Genomic DNA, 19824 nt, shown 5'->3' with positions numbered 1-19824 from the left:
GAGGAACAACTGCCCTGGCGTCTGTGTGCCCCCACCACACCCCCCCCCCCCCCCCCCCTCCCCCCCCCCCCCCCCCCCCCACCCTCACCCGCCCCACCCCCCCCCCCCCCCCCCCCCCGGCCGCGTGCCCGGACCGCTTCCGCTGCCATTCGGCCGCGCGGAGCGTGCCCACCGGGCAGACTGTCCGGCGTGACGACAATGAGCAAAGGTGCCAACCTCCCGGTCGCCGCCACTTCCGTCAGAGCGGTGCTCGGCTGGTCCGCCGGGCCGGGAGTGCCCGACGTGGACGCCTCCGCGCTGCTGCTGGCAGGTACCGGACGGGTCCGCTCCGACGGGGACTTCGTCTTCTACAACCAGCCGCGCCACGCCTCCGGAGCCGTACGCCACCTGGGCAAGCGGCCCGGCGCGGACACCCTCGACGTCGACCTCGCCGCCCTGGAGGGGGACATCGAGCGGGTGGTGCTCTGCGCCTCCGCCGACGGCGGCACCTTCGGCAGGGTCCCGGGACTGCACCTGTGCCTGCTCGACGCCGTCTCCGGTGCCGAACTGGCCCGCTTCGACATGGAGGCCGGGCCGGAGACCGCCTTCGTGAGCGGCGAGCTCTACCGGCGGGCCGGGGCGTGGAAGTTCCGGGCCGTCGGCCAGGGGTACGCGAGCGGGCTCGCCGGACTCGCGACCGACTACGGCATCACCGTGGACGACGCCCCGCCGCCCGCGGCCGTCCCCGCGCGGCCCCCGGCACCGGCCCCCGCGCAGGCGCCCGCTCCGCGGCCGGCCCCCGCGCAGGCGCCCGCTCCGCGGCCGGCTCCCAGGCCGGCGCCCGCGCCCGCCCCGGCCGCCGGTGAGGCGGTCGTACGGCTGGTCAAGGGCGAGGAGTGGCTCCCCGAGGACATGCGCGGGCGCCTGTCGCTGCGCAAGAAGCAGGTCGCCGTCAGCCTGAGCAAGTCCGGCGCCCAGGGGGTCACGGCCCGCGTGGTCCTCGTCCTCGACGCCTCCGGGTCGATGAGCACCCTGTACGCGCGCGGCACCGTCGCGAGCGTGGTGGAGCGGATGGCGGCCGTCGCCGCGCAGCTCGACGACGACGGCGAGATGCAGGCCTGGACCTTCGCGACCAACCCGGCCCGGCTGCCGGACCTCGCCGTCGGCGACCTCCCCGAGTGGCTGCGCCTGCACGTGCGCGTCGGCCAGATGAGCCTCTTCGGCCGCAGGAAGCCGCCCAAGGGCCTGGTCCCCGGCCAGGTCGACATGCGGCAGGTCGGCTTCCAGAACGAGGAGCAGAAGGTCATCGCCGAGGTGCGGGACTTCGTACGCTCCCACCCGGTGCCGGCCCCGACCCTGGTCCTGTTCTTCTCCGACGGCGGGGTGTACCGCAACGACGAGATCGAGCGGGAGCTGCGGGCGGCCGTGGAGGAGCCGGTGTTCTGGCAGTTCGTCGGACTCGGCAGGGCCGGCTTCGGCGTACTGGAGCGCTTCGACACCATGCCCGGGCGCCGCGTCGACAACGTCGGCTTCTTCGCCGTCGACGACATCGACGGGATCTCGGACCAGGACCTGTACGACCGGCTCCTGTCGGAGTTCCCCTCCTGGCTGCGCGCGGCCCGGCAGGCGGGCATCCTGCGCTGATCGGCCCGCCGTCCGGCCGGGCCGGGGGGCGAGGGCGCCAACGACCAGGACGGCTCCCGCACCTGGTCCACGGGCTGCCGAGGCCCCCTGGATAGGCTCGGCCTTCGCCGCCCGGGTCCGTACAGCCGGCCCCGGCGGTACGGACCCGAGGGAAGGAAACCCCGCCATGCCCGGCCCCGCCGAGATCCGGATCCTGCGCGCCGCCGACCGGACGGCCGCACCGTGGAAGAACAGCGGCGGGGTCACCCGCGAGATCGCGGCCCGGCCCGAGGGCGCGGGCACCGCCGGCTTCGCCTGGCGGGTCAGCCTCGCCGAGGTGGAGGCCGACGGGCCCTTCTCGTGCTTCCCCGGGGTCGACCGGATCCTCACCCTGGCCGAGGGCGCGGGCATGGACCTCACGGTCGGCGGCGTACGGCGGCTCGTCGACGAGCGGTACGCGCCGCAGCACTTCCCCGGGGACCGGCCGACCGACTGCCGGCTGCTGGGCGGCCCCGTCGTGAACTTCAACGTGATGTACCACCGGGACCGGGTCCGGGCCCGCAGCGCCGTCGTACGGGGTGAACTCGCCCTCACCGCGCTGCCGGACGAGACCCTGCTCGTCGTGGCCCTGGAGGGTCCGGCGACCCTCCACCGTCCCGAGAGCCCGGACCACGGCAGCGAACTCGGCCGGTACGACGCGGCCTTGGTGTCGGGCCCCCTGACCTGCGTGGTCGTCCGCTCCGAGGGCCGGGTGGCGGTGGTGGGCACGCGCCCCGCCGCAGGCTCGGTTTGAGCCAACTCAAGGTGGGTTCCGGCCAATTGGCATTACGCGCATTGGTCAAGAAAAGGGTAAAGCCGGATACCGTCGCGCATGCTTTCGAGCATACGCACTTCGAACATTTCTCCTGAGGGCGCTTCCGCGAACACCGCCGTGCGAGGGGCGGGTTCGCCGAGCCGGCGCACGTACCGCCAGGAGCACCCCAACGAGTCCCGTCGACCCCGCTGCGGCTCGCCAAGGGGCGGAGCCCCTTCGCCATCGTCCTCGGCTGCGTGGACTCCCGGGTCCCGCCGGAGCTCGTCTTCGACCAGGGCCTCGGCGACCTGCTGACCGTCCGCTCGGCGGGCGAGGTGCTGGACGAGGCGGTGCTCGGCAGCGTCGCCTACGGCGTCCTCGAGCTCGCGATCCCGCTGGTGCGGGTCCTCGGCCACCAGTCCTGCGGCGCCGTCAGCGCGGCCGTCCACGCCGACGGGACCGGTGAGCGGCTCCCGGCGCACATCCAGTACCCGGCCGACCGGATCCGCCCGGCGATCGACCGGAGCCAGCACGGCGACGCCCGCGTCAGCGCCACCATCGACGCCCACGCCCGCCGCACCCGCGACCGGCTCGCCGCCGAACCGGACCTGGCCCGCGCCATCTGCGCCGGGAAGCTCGCCGTGGCGGCGGCCCGCTACGACCTCCACGACCAGCGGGTGCGCACCTTCGACTGACACCCGGCGGGGGAGGGGTGGCAGGGTCCGCCGTACACCGGGCAGAATCGAACGGTGATCACGACCGAACCCGAAACGGACCCCTTCAGCGAACACCGAAGGCTGCTGTTCGCCACCGCCTACCGGATGCTGGGGACCGTCAGCGACGCCGAGGACATCGTCCAGGACGCCTGGCTGACCTGGAACAAGGCCGACCGCTCGGAGGTCCGCCACCCCAAGGCGTACCTCGTGCGCACGGTCACCAACCTCTCCCTGAACCGGCTCACCTCCGCCCGCGCCACGCGGGAGGAGTACGTGGGTCCCTGGCTGCCGGAGCCCCTGCTCACCGAACCCGACGTGGCGCAGGAGCAGGAGCTCGCCGAGAGCGTCTCCACGGCGATGCTGGTCGTCCTGGAGACGCTGGGCCCCGCGGAGCGCGCCGTGTTCGTGCTGCGCGAGGTCTTCGGCTACTCCCACGCCGAGATCGCCGGCTTCCTGGACCGCCCGGAGCCGGCGGTCCGGCAGATCTCCCACCGCGCCCGCAAGCACGTGGCGGAGCGCCGCCACCGCTACGACAGCGACACCGCGGAGCGCGAGCGGATCACGCAGCGCTTCCTGAAGGCCTGCTCCGGGGGAGACCTCAACGAGGTCCTGGCGATGCTCGCCCCCGACGTCACCGCCTGGTCCGACGGCGGCGGCAAGGTCACCGCCGGCCGCCGGCCGCTGTACGGATCGGACCACGTGGGCCGCTTCCTGATCGGCGTGCTGTCCAAGCCGGCCATGTCCGGGGTCACCGTCGTCCCGGCGGTCATCAACGGCGAGCTCAGCGTCCTCGCCCTGGCCGGGGACGAGCCGATCGGCTCGCTCACGTACGACCTGGAGGGCGGCCTGATGCGCAACATCCGCATCCAGGTCAACCCCGACAAGCTGGCGGGCCTGCGCCGCTGACGGACCGTCAACGCCCCAGGCCGGGCCCCCCGGCGCGCAGCAGCGTGTCCAGGGCCCGGTCGAGGCGGGCCCGGCGGGTCTCCGGGGTGAGGGCCTGGAGCAGGGGCAGCGCCAGCTGGTAGCGGCCGCTCCGGTCGAGGGCCTCGAACGCCGCCCGGGCCCGGGGGTCCGCCTCCAGGGCGGCCGCCAGGTCGGGCGGGACCGCCGCCGTGCGCTGGGACTCGTACGCGGCCGCCCACCGCCCGTCGGCCTGCGCCCTGCGCACCTGCGCGATCCCCGGTTCGCGCATCCGGCCGGCCGCCGTCAGCGCCGCGACCTTCTCGACGTTGACCTGCGACCACAGGCTCCTCGGGCGGCGCGGCACGTACTTCTGGAGGTAGTGCCGCTCGTCGTGCGAACGCCGCTGGCCGGAGATCCAGCCGTAGCAGAGCCCGATGTCCACCAACTCGTCGTCGGTGACCGACGGGATGCCGGACTTCTTCCTGGCCACCTTGATCCACACGCCCTCGGTGCGCGCGTGGTGCCGCTCCAGCCAGCTCTCGAAGGCCCCGGCATCCGCGAAGGCGAGGACCTCCACACCGTTGATCTCGTCCATGCGGTCCAGGGTAGCGACACCAACTGACAGCGGTCTAAGTCCCGTTGACCGTGCGGGCCCGCTCCTCGATCGCGGTGATCAGCGCCTCGACCCGGAGGCGGAAGATCTCCTCCTCGGTCACCTCGGCGAGTTCGCCGCTCAGCCGGGTGATGTTCGGGAAACCGCCGGGGTCGACCAGCCGGTACTCGCGGCTCCAGGAGGCCTCGTCGGCCGCCCGCACCTCCGGCGGGAACAGCAGGTAGGCGGCGCGCTGGCCGACCCAGGCGAGGATGGAGTCGCCGACCATCCGGTAGTGCGCGGCCGCCTCGGCCCCTTCGAGCCCGGCCTCCCGCACCGCCCCGAGGATCAGTTCGACCACCCGGAACTCGTTGGTCCGGCGGGTCGTCCGGCTGGCCATGGTCGAGCCGACCACCGGGTACCTGAGGGCGACCTCCAGCGATCCGGCGGCCAGCGCCCGCAGCCGGTCCTGCCAGCCGAGCCCCTCCGGGATGCCGGCGAGCACCTCGCCGAGGGTGCGGTCGGCGACGGACAGCAGCAGCTCGTCCTTGTCGCGGAAGTGGCGGTAGACCGCCGTCGGATCGGCGCCGAGCTCCTCGCCGAGGCGGCGGACCGTGAAGGCGTCCTCGCTGCCGCGCGCCGCGATGCGCAGGCTCGCGTCGATGATCGCCTCGGGGGTGAGCTGGCTTCCGGCCCGCTTGGAACGGCCGGGGGTGTCGGGTGGCTTCGGCATGGTGCGGCCAGTGTATCGATCCGGCACGGAGTCAGCGCAACACCGTTGACAACACTGTTGCGCTCCCGTTCACTCCTCCTCAACCAGCAAGCCGTGCGGGCCCAGCCCGCCGAGCCGGAGGATGCGCGATGGGCAGCAGCAGTCAGCGGGCCGACACCGTCTTCGTGGGAGGGAAGGTCTTCACCGGGACCTCCCGGGCCCCCGTCCGGGCGGCCGTCGCCGTCGGAGGAGGGAAGATCCTCGCCGTCGCCGACGAGAGCGAGGTACGCCCCCTCGCGGACCGCGCCACCGAGGTCGTCGACCTCGCCGGAGGCCTGCTGCTCCCCGGATTCCAGGACGCCCACGTCCACCCGGTGGTGGCCGGCGTCCAGATGCTCGGCTGCGACCTCAGCGAGGCCCGCTCCGCCGGTGAGTACCTGGCCGTGGTGGCCGCCTACGCCCGCAAGCACCCCGAGGCGGCCTGGATCCGCGGCGGCGGCTGGTCGATGGACGCCTTCCCCGGCGGCACCCCCACCCGCGCCATGCTCGACGCGGTGGTCCCGGACCGGCCCGTCCTGCTGACCAACCGCGACGGCCACGGGGCCTGGGCCAACACCCGCGCCTTCGAACGCGCGGGAGTCGGCCGGGACACCCCCGACCCGGCGGACGGCCGGATCGAGCGGGAGACCGACGGCAGCCCGGCCGGCACCCTCCAGGAGGGCGCCATGGAACTGGTCGCCCGCCACGTGCCGAGCGCCACTCCCGACGAGGCGCACGCCGGCCTGCTCGCCGCGCAGCGGCACCTCTTCTCCCTCGGTGTGACCGCCTGGCAGGACGCCATGATCGGAGCCTTCCCCGCACAGCCCGACAACTACGGCGTCTACCTGCGCGCCGCCCGCGAAGGCTCCCTGAAGGCCCGCGTCGTCGGAGCCCTGTGGTGGGACCGCGAGCGCGGGCTGGAACAGATCCCCGAGATCGAGGAGCGCCGCCGGGGCGGCCGCGTCGGACGCTTCAACGCCACCAGCGTGAAGATCATGCAGGACGGCATCGCCGAGAACTTCACGGCCGGCATGCTGGAGCCCTACCTCGACGGCTGCGGCTGCGCCACGGCCAACTCCGGGCTCAGCTTCATCGAGCCGGCGCTGCTCGCCGAAGCGGTGCGGATCCTCGACCGGTCCGGCTTCCAGCTGCACTTCCACGCCCTCGGCGACCGCGCGGTGCGGGAGGTCCTCGACGCGCTGGAGGCCGCCCTCGCGGCCAACGGCGCCAACGACAACCGCCACCACCTCGCCCACCTCCAGGTCGTCCACCCCGACGACATCGGGCGCTTCGCCCGCCTGGGCGCCGCCGCGAACATCCAGGCGCTGTGGGCCGCCCACGAGCCGCAGATGGACGAGCTGACCATCCCCTTCCTCGGCCCGCGGCGCGCCGCCCTCCAGTACCCGTTCGGCGACCTCCAGCGAGCCGGCACCCGCCTGGTGGCCGGCAGCGACTGGTCGGTCAGCAGCCCCAACCCCCTCTGGGGCGTCCACGTCGCCGTCAACCGCACCGTCCCCGCCGGCGAAGCCGGCGCCCCCGCCCCCGGCGAGGTCCGCGAGCCCTTCTTCCCCGAGCAGGCCCTGACCCTCTCCCAGGCCCTGACCGCCTACACCGCCGGCAGCGCCTGGGTGAACCACCTCGACGAGGCCACCGGCACCGTCGAGCCGGGCAAGTACGCCGACCTCGCCGTACTCGACCGCGACCCCTTCGCACTGCCCGCCGAGGAGATCGGCGACGTACGGGTGCTCCGCACCTACGTCGACGGCGAACCGGTCCACATCGCCGCCGGCTGACCCCCTCCCCGCCCGATCCCCGGCCGATCCCCGCCCACCCCTCACGGAGGCAGACGATGGCATCACCCCGACCGAGAGCCGGCCTCCCCGGCAGCGGACGCGCCCGGCGCGCCCGGCACACCGTCACCGCCGGCCTCGCGGCCGCCGCGGTACTCCTCACCGGCGCGTGCAGCGGCACCGCCGGCCCCCGCCCCGACGCGCCGGGCTCCCCGAAGCTCACCGACCGGACCCCCGCCGCCGCGGGGAACCTGGACACCTTCACCTGGTCGACGTACGCCGAGCCGACCAGCATCGACTACGCCTACTCCTTCGACTTCCCGCCCAACCAGATCCTCGCCAACGTCTGCGAGAGCCTGCTGCGCTGGAACCCCGACCTCACGACCTCCCCGAACCTCGCCTCCTCGTACGCCAACCCCACCCCCACCACCTGGGTCTACACGATCCGCCCCGGCGTCCGCTTCCACGACGGCACGCCGCTGACCGCCGACGACGTCGTCGCCTCCCTGCGCCGCAACCTCGACCCGCAGACCGCCAGCGTCTGGGCCTCCACCTTCCGTAACGTCAAGTCCGTCGACCGGACCGGGGACATGGAGGTGACCGTCACCCTCGCCAAACCCGACTCCACCTTCAACCAGTACCTCGCCGCGAGCCCCGGCACGGTGGAGTCCGCCGCGACCCTCGCCAAGGCCGGCAAGGACTACGGGAACCCGCAGACCGGCGTGAACTGCACCGGCCCCTTCTCCTTCGGCTCCTGGACCTCGGGCCAGTCCCTCACCCTCAAGCGGTACGACGGCTACTGGAACCCCGAGCTGAAGGCCAAGTCGGGCGAGGTGAAGTTCGTCTTCCTCGCCGACCCGACCACCCGGGTCAACGCCTTCCAGAGCGGGGAGGTCGACGGCGGCTGGATGGTCCCGGCCGGCGCCTACGCACAGCTGCGCGCCGGCCAGGCCGGAACGCTCTACTTCGGCCGCAACACCACCGTCGCCGACGAGGTCGTCGCCAATCTCAAGGGCCCCCTCGGCGACGCCCGCGTCCGCAAGGCCCTGCTGATGGCCACCGACCGGGCGGGCATCATCAAGGCCGGAGCCGGCGGCGTCGGAGAGGTAGCCCGCTCCCTGGTCACCGACAACCTGTGGAGCGGGGCACCCGACGCCACCCGCGAGGCCCTCATGAAGGACCTGCCCGAATACCCCTACGACCCCGCGAAGGCCAAGGCGCTCGCCGCCGAGGCGGGCGTGTCCGGGCAGGAGGTCGTCCTCGCCACCAGCGCCGTGGACTCCCAGACGACGATCATCACCCAGGCCGTAGCACAGGCCGCCACCGCCATCGGACTCAAGCCGAGGATCGAGACCCTCTCCGCCGAGAAGTACTCCACGCTCTTCACCGACCCCGCCGCCCGCGAGGGCATCGACCTCTTCCTCGCCTTCTGGTACACCTCCATCACCGACCCCCTGGACATGTACGGCTCCCTCCAGACCGGCAACTTCAGCAACTACGGCGGCTGGTCCGACCCCGCCTTCGACGCCGCCGTCGAACGGGCCGGCGCGGCCCACGACCCCGCCGGGCACGCCGCCGCCAACGCGGACGCCCAGCGCATCGCCCTGCGGGAACTGCCCTGGCTCCCCCTCTACACCCAGCCCGTGAGCGTCTTCCTCGGCAAGCGCATCACCGGCGTACAGCCGTCCATCGCCTACCTCTACTACCCGTGGGCGGCCGAGATCGGGGCCAGAGGATGACGGCCGCGGCCGCCCGTGCGGCGGCACTCGCCCGGGCCGGCCGGGTGCTGCGCCGGCTCGCCGGAATGGCCACCACCCTCCTGGTCACCTCCTTCCTGGTGTTCTCCTCCCTCTACCTCGCCCCCGGCGACCCGGCCGCCTTCCTCGTGCGCGGCCGCAGCCCCAGCCCCGAGCAGCTCGCCGAGATCCGCCGCCAGTACGGATTCGACCAGCCCTTCCTGCTGCGGTACTGGAACTGGCTCGAAGGGGTCCTGCAGGGCGACTTCGGCCGCTCCCACCTCTTCCACCAGGACGTCGGAACCCTCCTGTGGTCCCGGCTGCCCTCCTCCCTCCTCCTCGTCACCACCGCCGCGCTGCTGATCGCGTCCGTCGGCGTCGCCGCCGGAGCCCTCGGGGCGCTGCGGCGGGGAACCCGCACCGACCGGACGGTGATGCTGCTGGTCACGGTGGGGGCGGCCGCACCCGCCTTCGTCGTCGCACTGCTCCTGCGCTCCGTGCTCGGCGTCCGCCTCGGCTGGTTCCCCACCATCGGCAACGGCAGCGGCGTACTCGACCGGCTCCACCACGTCCTGCTGCCCGCCATCGCCCTGTCCGTGACCTTCACCGCCCTGGTGACGCGGGTGACCCGCTCCGCGATGCTGGACGAGCTGCGCCGCGAACACGTGGAGGTCGCGCTCAGCCGGGGCACCCCACGGGCCACCGTGATCCGCCGCCACGTGCTGCGCAACGCCCTCGGGCCCGTCGTCACCGTCTCCGCGCTCCTCGTCTCCGGCATGCTGGTCAGCACCGCCATCGTCGAGACGGCCTTCGGGATGTCCGGGATCGGGTCCCTGCTCGTGCAGTGCGTGGACCAGCTGGACTTCCAGGTCGTCCAGGCGATCGTGCTGCTGGTGGTGGCCGCGTTCGTCGTGGTCAACGCCCTCGTCGACGTCGTGCAGCCGCTGATCGACCCGCGGACGGCCGCAGCGGGGAGCGCCCGGTGAACATCAGGAAGAGCCCCCTGCGGGCGGTCGGCCCGCTGCTCCTGGCCCTGTTCGTGCTCGTCGCACTGCTCGCGCCCTGGCTCACCCCCCACGACCCCACCTTCGGCCGGCTCGGCGACACCCTGCTCGGCCCCGGCCCCGACCACTGGCTCGGCACCGACCAGGGCGGCCACGACACCCTGTCCGCACTGATCGGCGGTACCCGCACCAGCCTTGCCGGACCGCTCGCCGTGGTCGTCTCCTCCACCGTCCTCGGCGTGGCCGTCGGCCTGTTCACCGCCTGGCGAGGCGGCCGGACCGACCGCCTCGCCGGCCGGGTGCTCGACATCCTCTTCGCCTTCCCCGCCCTCCTCCTGGCCATCCTCGCCGTCGCCCTCTTCGGCAAGGGGATGACGGCCCCCGTCATCGCCATGGCCCTCGCCTACATGCCGTACACGGCACGCCTCGTGCGCGGCCTCGCCCTCCAGGAGAAGGCCCGGCCCTACATCGCCGCCTACCGCGTCCAGGGCCACTCCGCCCTGTTCACCACCGTGCGAGCCCTGCTGCCCAACATCGCCCCGACCCTGCTCGCCCAGTCCACCGTCAACTTCGGGTACGCGCTCCTCGACCTCGCCGCGCTCTCCTTCCTCGGCCTCGGCGTCCAGCCGCCCACACCCGACTGGGGAGCGATGATCAACCAGGGCCAGGCCGCCGTGCTCCAGGGCGAACCGCTGTCCGCGGTCGTCCCCGCCGTGGCGGTCGTCGTCGTGGTCGTCGCCTTCACCGCCGTCGGGGAGAACCTCGGCGACCGCCTCGCCGGAAGGGACTCCCGATGACACTGCTCCGGTACGAGGACCTGAGCATCACCCTGCCGGGCACCGCCCGCCCCCTCCTCGACGGCATCGGCCTGAGCGTGGACCCCGGCGAAACGGTCGTGCTCGTCGGCGAATCCGGCTCCGGCAAGTCCGTCACCGCCCGCGCCGCCCTCGGGCTGTTCCCCCAGGGCGCCGAGGTCCGGGGCCGGGTCCGCGTCGACGGCACCGACCTGGTCGGCGCCGACCGGGAGGGCCTGCGCGAGGTGCGCACCGCCAAGGCCGCGATGATCTACCAGGACCCCAGGGCCGCCATCAACCCCGTCCGCCGCGTCGGGGACTTCCTCACCGAGTCCCTGCGCCTGGTGCACGGCTGGCCCAAGGCCCGCGCCCGCGCCCGGGCGGCCGAACTCCTCGACGCGGTGGGCCTGCCGGACCCCGTCCGGCACCTGGACCAGTACCCGCACGAACTGTCCGGCGGCATGCTCCAGCGCGTCGTGATCGCCGCCGCGCTCACCGCCGAACCCCGCCTGCTGCTGTGCGACGAGCCGACCACCGCCCTCGACGTCAGCACCCAGGCCGAGATCCTCGCCCTGCTGGGCCGGCTCCGCCGCGAACGCGGCCTCGGCCTGCTCCTGATCACCCACGACATCGAACTCGCCGCCTCCGTCGGAGACCGCGTCTACGTGATGTACGCCGGCCGCATCGTCGAGACCGCCCCCGCCGCCGACCTCCTCACCGCACCCCGCCACCCCTACACGGCCGGCCTGATCGGCTCCGCGCCGCCCCTCGACGGCGCCCCGCCCAGGCGCCTCGTCCCCGTCCCCGGAGCCCCCCTCGGCCTGCTCGAAGCGGCACCCGGCTGCGCCTTCGCACCCCGCTGCCGGTTCGTGGACCCGGGGCGCTGCGAGCAGTCCCCGCCGCCGCTGCGGGAACGGGGCCCGGCGGCGGCAGCCGCCTGCCACCGGCTCGGCGAAGCCGCCCTCACCCCCGCGGAGGCCCGATGACCACCCCGCCCCCGACCCCGCTGCTCGAAGTCACCGGGCTGCGCAAGACGTACCGGACCGGCGGGACGGAGGTCGTCGCCGTCGACGGGCTGTCCTTCTCCCTGGAGCCGGGCGGCGCACTGGGCATCGTCGGCGAGTCAGGCTCCGGCAAGACCACCACCGCCCGGATGCTGGTCGGCCTCGAACGCCCCGACGTCGGGCGGATCCTCGTCCAGGGCAGCCCCCTCGCCGAGTCCGTCCGGGGCCGGGCGGCCCGGCTGGCCCGGGCCAAGGCCGTCCAGATCGTCTTCCAGGACCCCTACCTCTCCCTGGACGCCCGGCTTTCCATCGGCGCCGCCCTCGACGGGGTGCTGAGGCTGCACGGCTCCCGCGACCCGGCGGCGCGCGCCGACCGGGTACGCGAACTGCTCGCCCAGGTCGGCCTCGGCGACCGCGAGGCGGCCGCCCTGCCCCGCCGGCTCTCCGGCGGCCAGCGCCAGCGCGCCGCGATCGCCCTGGCACTGGCGGTGGAGCCGGCCGTACTCGTACTCGACGAGGCCGTCTCCGCCCTGGACGTGTCCGTACAGGCCCAGGTGCTCAACCTGCTCGCCGACGTCCGGCGCGACACCGGCATCGGCCTGGTCTTCGTCAGCCACGACCTGGCGGTCGTCCGCTACGTCTGCGACGAGGCCCTCGTCATGTACCGGGGCCGGACCATGGAACACCGCCCCGTCGCGGAGCTGCTGACGGCGCCCCGGCATCCGTACACCCGGCTGCTGCTGGCCTCCGTACCCCGCCCCGGATGGGACCCCGACTCCATCGCCCGGCGGCGCAGGGAGCTCGACCCCGCGGGAGGCCCGCCCGCCGTGTGACCGGCCCCACAGGCGCGGATCCGCCCCGCCCGTCACATCCGCGGGGCGGACCGGGTCAGGGGGGCATGACCACGAAGAAGACCGCCCTCGCCGTCCCGCTCGCCGCCGCCCTCCTTGCCGTGGCCGGCACCGCCGCCGCCCCCGCCGCGGCGCACCCCACCCCCTGGCACAGCGCCTGGGGCGCCTCGCCGCAGGCCCCCACGCACACCGACTGGTTCCCCAACTGGTCCGAGGAGGGCTTCCGGAACCAGTCGGTGCGCCAGGTCGTCCGGGCCGGCGCCGAGGGCTCGGAGCTGCGCGTACGGCTCACCAACGCCTACGGGAAGACCCCGCTGCGGCTCACCGGCGCGACCGTCGCCCGCAGCGCCGGCGGCGCCGCCGTCCGGCCGGACTCCGTACGGACGCTGCGGTTCGGGGGCGCCGGAGCGGCGGCCGTCCCGGCGGGCGGAACGCTCGCGAGCGACGCGGTGGCCCTGCCCGTCAAGGCCTTCGAACAGCTCACCGTCACCCTGTGGTTCCAGGGCCCCACCGGCCCCGCCACCTTCCACAACGTGGCCATGGGCACCTCCTACCGGGCCTCCGGCGACCACCTGCGCGACACCGCCGGCGACGCCTTCTCGGCCCCCGGCGACCAGAGCCGGTCCTGGTACCACCTGGCCGGGATCGACGTGAAGGGCGGCGGCCGCGACGTCGCCCGCCGTGCGGTCGTCACCTTCGGCGACTCCCTCTCGGACGGCTTCGGCGCGACCCCCGGCACCGACCGCCGCTACCCCGACGCCCTCGCGGGCCGCCTCGCCGGGCAGGACCGGCCGCGCCCCGTCCTCAACGCCGGGATCGCCGGGAACAAGGTCCTGAACGACTCGCCCTGCTTCGGGGAGAGCGCCCTGCACCGCTTCCGCCGCGACGCGCTCGGCCGCCCGGACACCGGCACGGTGATCGTCCTCCAGGGCACCAACGACATCATCCAGCCCGACATGCCGCAGGACCGCTGCACGGCGGGCCCGCGGGCGACCGCGCAGGAGATCATCGCCGGTCACCGGCAGCTGATCCGCGAGGCCCGCCGGCACGGTGTCCGGATCCTCGGCGGCACCCTCCCGCCCTACGGCGGCGCCCAGTACTGGAACCCGGGCGCGGAAGCCATCCGGAACGAGGTCAACGAATGGATCCGCACCAGCGGGTCCTACGACGGCGTCGTGGACTTCGACCGCGCGGTCGCCGACCCGGAACACCCCGAGAAGCTGAAAGCGGAATTCGCCTTCGGGGACCGCCTGCACCTCAACGACGCCGGCTACCGGGCGATGGCGGAGGCGGTGGACCTCAACTCCCTGTGAACCACCCGGTCCACGGACGCACGCGGCGCGCGACCGGTACCCGAGTCCGGCCCGAGCCGGGCACCAATCGCGCGCTACCGGGTCTGGCTACTTTTCAGAGACCCACCGCACGTCCAGCACCAAAGGGGTAGCACGTGAACCACGCGCGCACCACCCGCCGCATCGCGGCATCGTTCGAGGACCTCGTCGGCGGTACGCCGCTGTTCCGGCTCCAGCTCGACGGCCTGCCCGAAACGGCCCGGGTCCTCGCCAAACTGGAAGCGGCCAACCCGCTGTCCAGTGTCAAGGACCGGGCCGCCCTCTTCATGCTGAGAGCCGCCGAGGAGTCCGGAGCCCTCCAGCCGGGTGCCACCGTCATCGAGTCCACCTCCGGCAACACCGGCATCGCCCTGGCGGCCCTCGCCGCCGCCCGCGGCTACCGCTGCCTGATCGTGCTCCCCTCCAACGCCTCCCGCGAACGCGTGCTGACCCTGCGCATGCTGGGCGCGGAGGTCGAGTTCACCGACCACACCCTCGGCTTCGCCGCCTGCATCGAGTACGCCGAGAAGCTGCACGCCGACATGCCCGGCTCCTGGTACGCGCGCCAGCACGAGAACCCCGACAACGTCCGCGCCCACTACGAGACCACCGGCCCCGAGATCTGGCACGACGCCGACGGCCGCGTCGACTACCTGGTGTGCGGGATCGGCACCGGCGGCACCCTCACCGGCACCGCCCGCTACCTGCGCGAGCGCAACCCGGACCTGAAGGTCGTCGCCGTCGAGCCGGCGGGCTCCGCGCTGCTCTCCGGCGGCCAGGCAGGCCCGCACGCCATCCCCGGCCTCAACGGCGGCTTCATCAGCCCCGTCACCGACATCCACCTCATCGACGAGGTGATCCCCGTCCAGGACGCCGACGCGGCCGCCACCACGCGCGCCATCGCCGCCCGCACCGGGCTCCTCGTCGGGATCTCCGCGGGCGCCGCCGCGTACGGCTGCCTCGAACTCGCACGCCGCCACGACCTGTCGGACGCGGTCGTGGCGACCGTGTTCCCCGACAGCGGCGAGCGCTACCTCAGCTGGTGGCCGCAAGAGGACACCGCCGGCCGGGGGTGAGCCGGCGCCCGGCCCCACCCCACCCCCCGTTCCCACCCGAGTACGAGCCCGAAAATCCCTGCGGCCGCAGGGGGAGAAGAGAGCTGATGAACCCCGAGCGCACCCTGCTGCTGGTCGGTGCGACCGACGAGACCGTGCGGAAGGCCCACGACCTGGGGCTGAGCGTGCTGCTGCTCCAGCACCCCACCAAGGTCAGCGAGGAGCAGAACCGGCTCGCCGCGGCCGTCGAGGTCGTGGACTTCACGGAGTGGGAGCAGATCGAACCCCTGGTCCGGGCCTGGCACGAGAGCCCCGGCTTCGCCGCGGCCGTCTCCCTGACCGAGCCGGGGCTGGAGAACGCGGGCCGGATCAACGACCTGTACGGGCTCGGGGGGACCGGCTACGAGGTCACCGCCCGCATCCGGGACAAGGCCGCCATGCGGCGCTACGTCGCCGAGCACGACCCGGAACACGCCGTCGGCGCCCGGTCCCTGAAGGCCCGTGAGGACCTGGACGCCTTCGGGGCCTCGTACGGCTTCCCCTTCATCGTCAAGCCCGTCGACGCCACCGCGAGCATCGGCGTCATGCGCGTCGAGGGGCCCGAGGACGCCGACCGGGTCTGGGCCGAGGTCACCCGGCTCTCCGGCACCCGCACCGACCGGGTCTCCTCGCTGTTCGTCCTGAAGGACTTCCTGATGGAGGAGTTCCTGCACGGACCCGAGTTCAGCGTCGAGTCCTTCAGCTTCGGCGGCCGCCACGTCATCGTCACCGTCACCGAGAAGTTCACCGCCGACGGCCACTTCGCGGAGCTCGGCCACGCGGTCCCGGCCCGGCTGTCCGACGCCGACGACGAGGCGATACGCGAAGGCATACGCGGCTTCCTCGACGTGATGGGCCTGCGCGACGGCGTCTGCCACACCGAGGTCCGCCTCACCCCCAAGGGCCCGCGCGTCATCGAGGGCCACAACCGGATCGGCGGCGACTCCATCCCCGAGCTGGTGCGCAGCGCCTTCGGCGTCGACCTCGTCACGCTCGCCGTCGGCGCCCCCTTCGGCCTGGTCGAGGAGCTGCCCGACCGGCCGCAGGCACACGGCGGGGCCAGCGTCCGCGCCCTGATCGGCACCCCCGGCACCCGGGTCGAGTCCCTCACCGGGATCGAGGAGGCGCGCGCCGCCGAGGGCGTCATCTCCGTCACCCCCAGCGCCAAGCCCGGCGACGAGGTGCGGGTCCTCCAGGACAACTGGGACCGGCTCGGCCTGATCGCCGTCGCCGCCGAGGACACCTCGGCCGCGATCCGCCGCGGCGCCGAGGTGATCCGCGAGCACATCCGCATCACCCTGGCCGGCCCGGACGGGGAGACCGTCCTCGCGCAGCCGTCCGAGATCGCCCCCCGCGAGAACCTGCTGATCCTGCACCGCAACCCGCTGGAGCCGTTCCCGTACCGCTCCTGGCTGCCCGACCACACCGGCGACATCGTCGTCCTCGCCGCCCGCGACAAGATCGAACTCGCGGGCGAGAAGGTGCCGGACGGCGACCTCGGCTACACCCGCCTGGAGATCTTCGACGACTTCGACGCGGAGGAGGTCGACGCCCGCGCCGTCGAACTCATCGCCGAGCACGGCATCACGGGCGTGACCGCGCTGCACGAGGCCGACATGCTGCGCGCCGCCCGGCTGCGCGAGCGCTTCGGACTGCGCGGCGCCTGGCACGACGACGTGATGCCGTTCCGCGACAAGGCGCTGATGAAGACCCGCGCCCAGGCGTCCGGCATCGACGTCGCGGCCTGGGTCCAGGCCCGAACCGCCGACCAGGCCCGCGAGTTCGCCGCCGCCGAGGGCTTCCCCGTCGTCTTCAAGGAGCGCAGCGGCTTCAACGCGGTCGGCCTGCGCATCCTCCAGGACGAGGCCTCCTTCGAGGAGTGCCTGACGGAGGTGTACGCCGACGGCGAGCGCGACGACGTCCTGCTGGAGGACTTCGTCCCCGGCCGCATGTGCCACGTCGACGGCGTGGTGCGCGACGGCCGGGTCGCCATGGCCTGGCCCTCGCAGTACCAGTACGACCTGTCCTCCTTCGCCTCCGACCCGGGCCCGCGCATCGACCTCACCCTCGACGAGGACGACCCGATCACCCCGCGCCTGCTCGACCTCGCCGAGCGGGTCCTCGCCTCGCTGGCCCCCGAGGGCTCCCGGCTGCGCGACCACACCTTCCACATGGAGGTCTTCCACACCCCGGACGACCGCCTCGTCATGTGCGAGATCGCCTGCCGCCCCGGCGGCGCCAAGATCCGCGAGGTCTTCAACAGCCTGTTCGGGGTGCACCTCGGCGGGTACGCCGTGCGCGCCGAGGCGGGCCACGAACTGCACCCCGCCGTACGCCGGGGCGGTGACTCCGCCGGGCTGCCGAAGCCGCGCCACATGGCGGGGCAGCTGCTCATGATGAAGCGGCCCGGCCTGGTGCGCCGGCTGCCCGCGGTGCCGGGGCACGACTGGCTCGCCGGGTTCTGGCTCTACGCCGAGGAGGGCCAGGTCATCGCCCCGGCCTCCGGCTCCTCCGACTTCCTCGCGGCCGCGGTGGGCACCGGGCCGACCCGCGCGGAGGTCGAGCGCCGGCTGCGCGAGCTCGGCGAGTGGGTGCGCGAACACAGCGTGATCGGCGACGAGTCATGACGGGGGCCCGCCTGTCGGCCAAGGCGCGGTACATGCTGGGCATGGTCGTCGACGCCACCGGCGCCGGCATGTACCTGCCCCTGTCCCTGCTCTACTTCCACCACGTGACGGGGCTGCCGCTCACCCAGGTGGGCACCCTGATGACGGCCGCCGCCGTGATCGGCCTGGTCAGCAACCCGGCGGCGGGCGTCCTGATCGACCGGTTCGGGGCCAAGGCCGTCGTCACCGGCGGGTACCTGCTGCGGGCCGCTGGCTTCTGCACGTACCCGCTGGTGGACAACGGCTACACGATGTTCGCCGTGATCCTGCTGGTCGCGCTCGGCGACACCTCGTACCCGCCCGCGATCCAGTCGTTCATCGCCGAGTTCGTCCAGGGCACGGAGCGGGACAAGCTGCTCGCGGCGCAGCGCAGCCTGCGCAACGCCGGTCTGGGCGTGGGCGGTCTGGTCGCCGGCGGGGTCCTGGCCCTCGGCAGCGACGCGTTCTACTACGTGATCGTGTTCGGCACCGCCGCCGGGTACCTGCTCGCGGCCGTCTGCTTCGGCTCGATCCCGATCGCGAAGTCGGCCGCCCCGGCCGCCCGGACCTCCCGCAAGGGCGGCTACCGGCTGGTGGCGCGCAACCGGCCGTTCCTCGCCCTGACCCTGCTCAACGTGCCGACGGCGTTCGGCTACACGGTGCTCGCGATCGGCATCCCGGCGTACGTCACCCAGGACCTGGGCGCGTCCACCTCGCTGGTGGGCGTCCTGTACGCGGTCAACACGGTCGGGATCGCGCTGCTGCAGATCCCGGTCACCCGGGCCCTCGTCGCCTACCGGCGCTCCCGTGCGGTGGCGCTGGGCGCGGCGGTGTTCGCCTCCTCGTTCCTGGTGTTCGCCGTACTCGCCGCGGTGGGGGACAAGACCGTCATCCTGATCGGCATCTTCGCCGCGACGGCCCTGTTCACCGCGGGCGAGCTGATGCACGGCGCGACGGCGTCGGCCCTGTGCGCGCAGGCCGCGCCCGAGGAGACACGGGGCCGGCACCTCGCCGTGTACCAGCTCTCCTGGGCGGTGCCCAGCGCCCTGGCCCCGGCCGTCCTGACGGCCCTGCTCACCCTGTCGCCCCTGGCGATGTGGCTGGTCCTCGCGGCGGGCGCGACGGTCTCGGCCCTGGGCGTGCTGCGGCTGGAGCCGAGGCTGCCGGAGGAGGCGGTGTACCCGCGTCCGCGTCCGGTGCCGGAAGGCAGGAGCACGTCCGCCGAGCCCGCGGCGGCCTGACCGCCCGGGGCGCGCCCCCTGCCCGAAGCCCCCTGCGGGGCCGCGTCACCGCGGCCCGGCAGGGGGCTCGTGCGTACCCGGCGGATTCAGGAGGGGGTGTCCATCGGCATCGTCCCCATCGGCATGGTGCCCATCGGTGCGGGGGTGCCGGAGGGTTCCGGGGCCGTGGAGGGTGCGGGGGTGGCGGCGCCGGTGCCCGCCGGGCCGGGCGTCGCCGCGGCCGCGGGGGCGCCCGTCAGGATCTCCACCTTGCCGGTGTCGAGGGAGTAGTAGCCGCCGACCACCACGACCGACCCCTTCTTGACCAGGGGGGCCAGATCCGCGTTGGCGCGCAGGTCGTCCGCCGTCAGCTTGATCTGGGCGCGGATCATCCGGTCGACCGGGTCGCCGGTGCCGCCCTCCTTGGCCACCTGGTCGTACGCCGGCTTCAGGGCCTGCTGGACCGCCTGGAGATTGCCCGGCAGGCTCTTCCCGTCGCGCAGCGCCTTGTACGCGGCGTCGATGGCGCCGCAGCGCTGGTGCCCGAGCACGAAGACCAGCGGGGTGCCGCCGGTCACCGGCCCGAACTCGACGGACCCGGTGACCACCGGGCCGACCGCCTGGCCACCGGTGCGCAGCACGTACAGGTCGCCGAGCCCGGTGTCGAAGAGCAGCTCGGGCGGGACCCTGGAGTCGATGCAGGAGAGCACCACCCCGAACGGCTCCTGGCTCTGGGCGACCAGCTGACGCCGCGTGGGGTCCCGGTCGGGGTGCTGGAGCGAGCCGTCCACCCAGCGCTTGTTGCCCTCCATCAGCCGGGCGAAGGCCGCGTCCGGCGTGGCCGGCGCCGCGTTCGGCGCGGCGGCCTCGGGCCGTGCCCTCGTACCCGCGCCCTGTGGGGTGCCGGCGGCCGTGCAGGCCGAGAGCGTGCCCGCGACGGCCGCGAGGCCGCCCGCGAGCAGTGCCTTGCGGCGCGGTAGTCCTGCGCTGTCCAT

At 73.9% G+C, this 19824-nt stretch carries 16 protein-coding genes and 1 pseudogene; 14 read left to right on the top strand and 3 right to left on the bottom strand.

What is annotated here, in order from left to right; genetic code table 11:
- The first annotated feature begins 198 nt into the window (after positions 1-198).
- From ACZ7IF_RS01055 to ACZ7IF_RS01040, 4 genes and pseudogenes are all read left to right on the top strand, one after another.
- On the top strand, positions 199-1623 hold the full coding sequence (locus ACZ7IF_RS01055; protein ID WP_470962271.1) for a VWA domain-containing protein: 1425 nt from the start codon (positions 199-201) through the stop codon (positions 1621-1623).
- Positions 1624-1789: 166 nt separating this feature from the next.
- A complete protein-coding gene (locus ACZ7IF_RS01050) occupies positions 1790-2395 on the top strand; it encodes a HutD/Ves family protein (RefSeq protein WP_470961091.1) in 606 nt (201 codons plus the stop codon).
- A 78-nt stretch (positions 2396-2473) separates the two neighbouring features.
- Positions 2474-3090: pseudogene (locus ACZ7IF_RS01045) on the top strand (carbonic anhydrase).
- 54 nt (positions 3091-3144) lie between these two features.
- Positions 3145-4017 carry an RNA polymerase sigma-70 factor gene (locus ACZ7IF_RS01040; RefSeq protein ID WP_470961089.1) on the top strand — a complete coding sequence of 291 codons (873 nt, stop codon included), beginning with the start codon at positions 3145-3147 and terminating at the stop codon, positions 4015-4017.
- A gap of 7 nt (positions 4018-4024) precedes the next feature.
- On the opposite strand, the gene ACZ7IF_RS01035 is transcribed toward ACZ7IF_RS01040, so the two are convergent.
- Together ACZ7IF_RS01035 and ACZ7IF_RS01030 are read right to left on the bottom strand one after the other, a co-directional pair.
- Complete coding sequence (locus tag ACZ7IF_RS01035) at positions 4025-4612, bottom strand: YdeI/OmpD-associated family protein (protein WP_470961087.1); 588 nt, start codon at positions 4610-4612, stop codon at positions 4025-4027.
- Between the two features lie 34 nt (positions 4613-4646).
- On the bottom strand, positions 4647-5342 hold the full coding sequence (locus ACZ7IF_RS01030) for a TetR/AcrR family transcriptional regulator (RefSeq protein ID WP_470961085.1): 696 nt from the start codon (positions 5340-5342) through the stop codon (positions 4647-4649).
- Positions 5343-5470: 128 nt separating this feature from the next.
- Here ACZ7IF_RS01030 and ACZ7IF_RS01025 point away from each other — a divergent pair, with 128 nt between their 5' ends.
- The 10 genes from ACZ7IF_RS01025 to ACZ7IF_RS00980 all read left to right on the top strand — a co-directional run bounded on the left by ACZ7IF_RS01025 (position 5471) and on the right by ACZ7IF_RS00980 (position 18850).
- Entirely contained in the window at positions 5471-7153 is a 1683-nt protein-coding gene (locus ACZ7IF_RS01025) for an amidohydrolase (protein ID WP_470961083.1), read from the top strand.
- Positions 7154-7209: 56 nt separating this feature from the next.
- Entirely contained in the window at positions 7210-8889 is a 1680-nt protein-coding gene (locus tag ACZ7IF_RS01020; RefSeq protein WP_470961081.1) for an ABC transporter substrate-binding protein, read from the top strand.
- On the top strand, positions 8886-9872 hold the full coding sequence (locus ACZ7IF_RS01015) for an ABC transporter permease (protein WP_470961079.1): 987 nt from the start codon (positions 8886-8888) through the stop codon (positions 9870-9872). The genes ACZ7IF_RS01020 and ACZ7IF_RS01015 overlap by 4 nt, the downstream gene beginning before the upstream one ends.
- Positions 9869-10687 (top strand): ABC transporter permease, encoded by an 819-nt coding sequence (locus ACZ7IF_RS01010; protein WP_470961077.1) that lies wholly within the window; start codon positions 9869-9871, stop codon positions 10685-10687. Before ACZ7IF_RS01015 ends, ACZ7IF_RS01010 begins: the two co-directional genes overlap by 4 nt.
- Positions 10684-11670 carry an ABC transporter ATP-binding protein gene (locus ACZ7IF_RS01005; protein ID WP_470961075.1) on the top strand — a complete coding sequence of 329 codons (987 nt, stop codon included), beginning with the start codon at positions 10684-10686 and terminating at the stop codon, positions 11668-11670. Before ACZ7IF_RS01010 ends, ACZ7IF_RS01005 begins: the two co-directional genes overlap by 4 nt.
- Positions 11667-12521: an ATP-binding cassette domain-containing protein gene (locus tag ACZ7IF_RS01000; protein ID WP_470961073.1), complete on the top strand. Its 855-nt coding sequence runs from the start codon at positions 11667-11669 to the stop codon at positions 12519-12521. Before ACZ7IF_RS01005 ends, ACZ7IF_RS01000 begins: the two co-directional genes overlap by 4 nt.
- A 65-nt stretch (positions 12522-12586) precedes the next feature.
- Entirely contained in the window at positions 12587-13852 is a 1266-nt protein-coding gene (locus ACZ7IF_RS00995; RefSeq protein WP_470961071.1) for an SGNH/GDSL hydrolase family protein, read from the top strand.
- A 134-nt stretch (positions 13853-13986) separates the two neighbouring features.
- Complete coding sequence (locus ACZ7IF_RS00990) at positions 13987-14946, top strand: PLP-dependent cysteine synthase family protein (protein ID WP_470961069.1); 960 nt, start codon at positions 13987-13989, stop codon at positions 14944-14946.
- A gap of 86 nt (positions 14947-15032) precedes the next feature.
- Positions 15033-17591, top strand: coding sequence for an ATP-grasp domain-containing protein (locus tag ACZ7IF_RS00985; protein ID WP_470961067.1), 2559 nt, complete (start codon positions 15033-15035; stop codon positions 17589-17591).
- The gene (locus tag ACZ7IF_RS00980; RefSeq protein ID WP_470961065.1) at positions 17588-18850 is read left to right on the top strand and encodes an MFS transporter; all 1263 of its coding nucleotides are present in this window, start codon (positions 17588-17590) and stop codon (positions 18848-18850) included. The genes ACZ7IF_RS00985 and ACZ7IF_RS00980 overlap by 4 nt, the downstream gene beginning before the upstream one ends.
- An 86-nt stretch (positions 18851-18936) precedes the next feature.
- Here the strand turns inward: ACZ7IF_RS00980 and ACZ7IF_RS00975 are convergent, their stop codons facing one another.
- A complete protein-coding gene (locus tag ACZ7IF_RS00975) occupies positions 18937-19824 on the bottom strand; it encodes a carbonic anhydrase (protein ID WP_470961063.1) in 888 nt (295 codons plus the stop codon).

Source organism: Streptomyces sp. NPDC037421, from assembly GCF_055602105.1.
The sequence above is the reverse complement of the archived record's forward strand: the minus strand, read 5'-3'. Positions and strand labels throughout refer to the sequence as shown.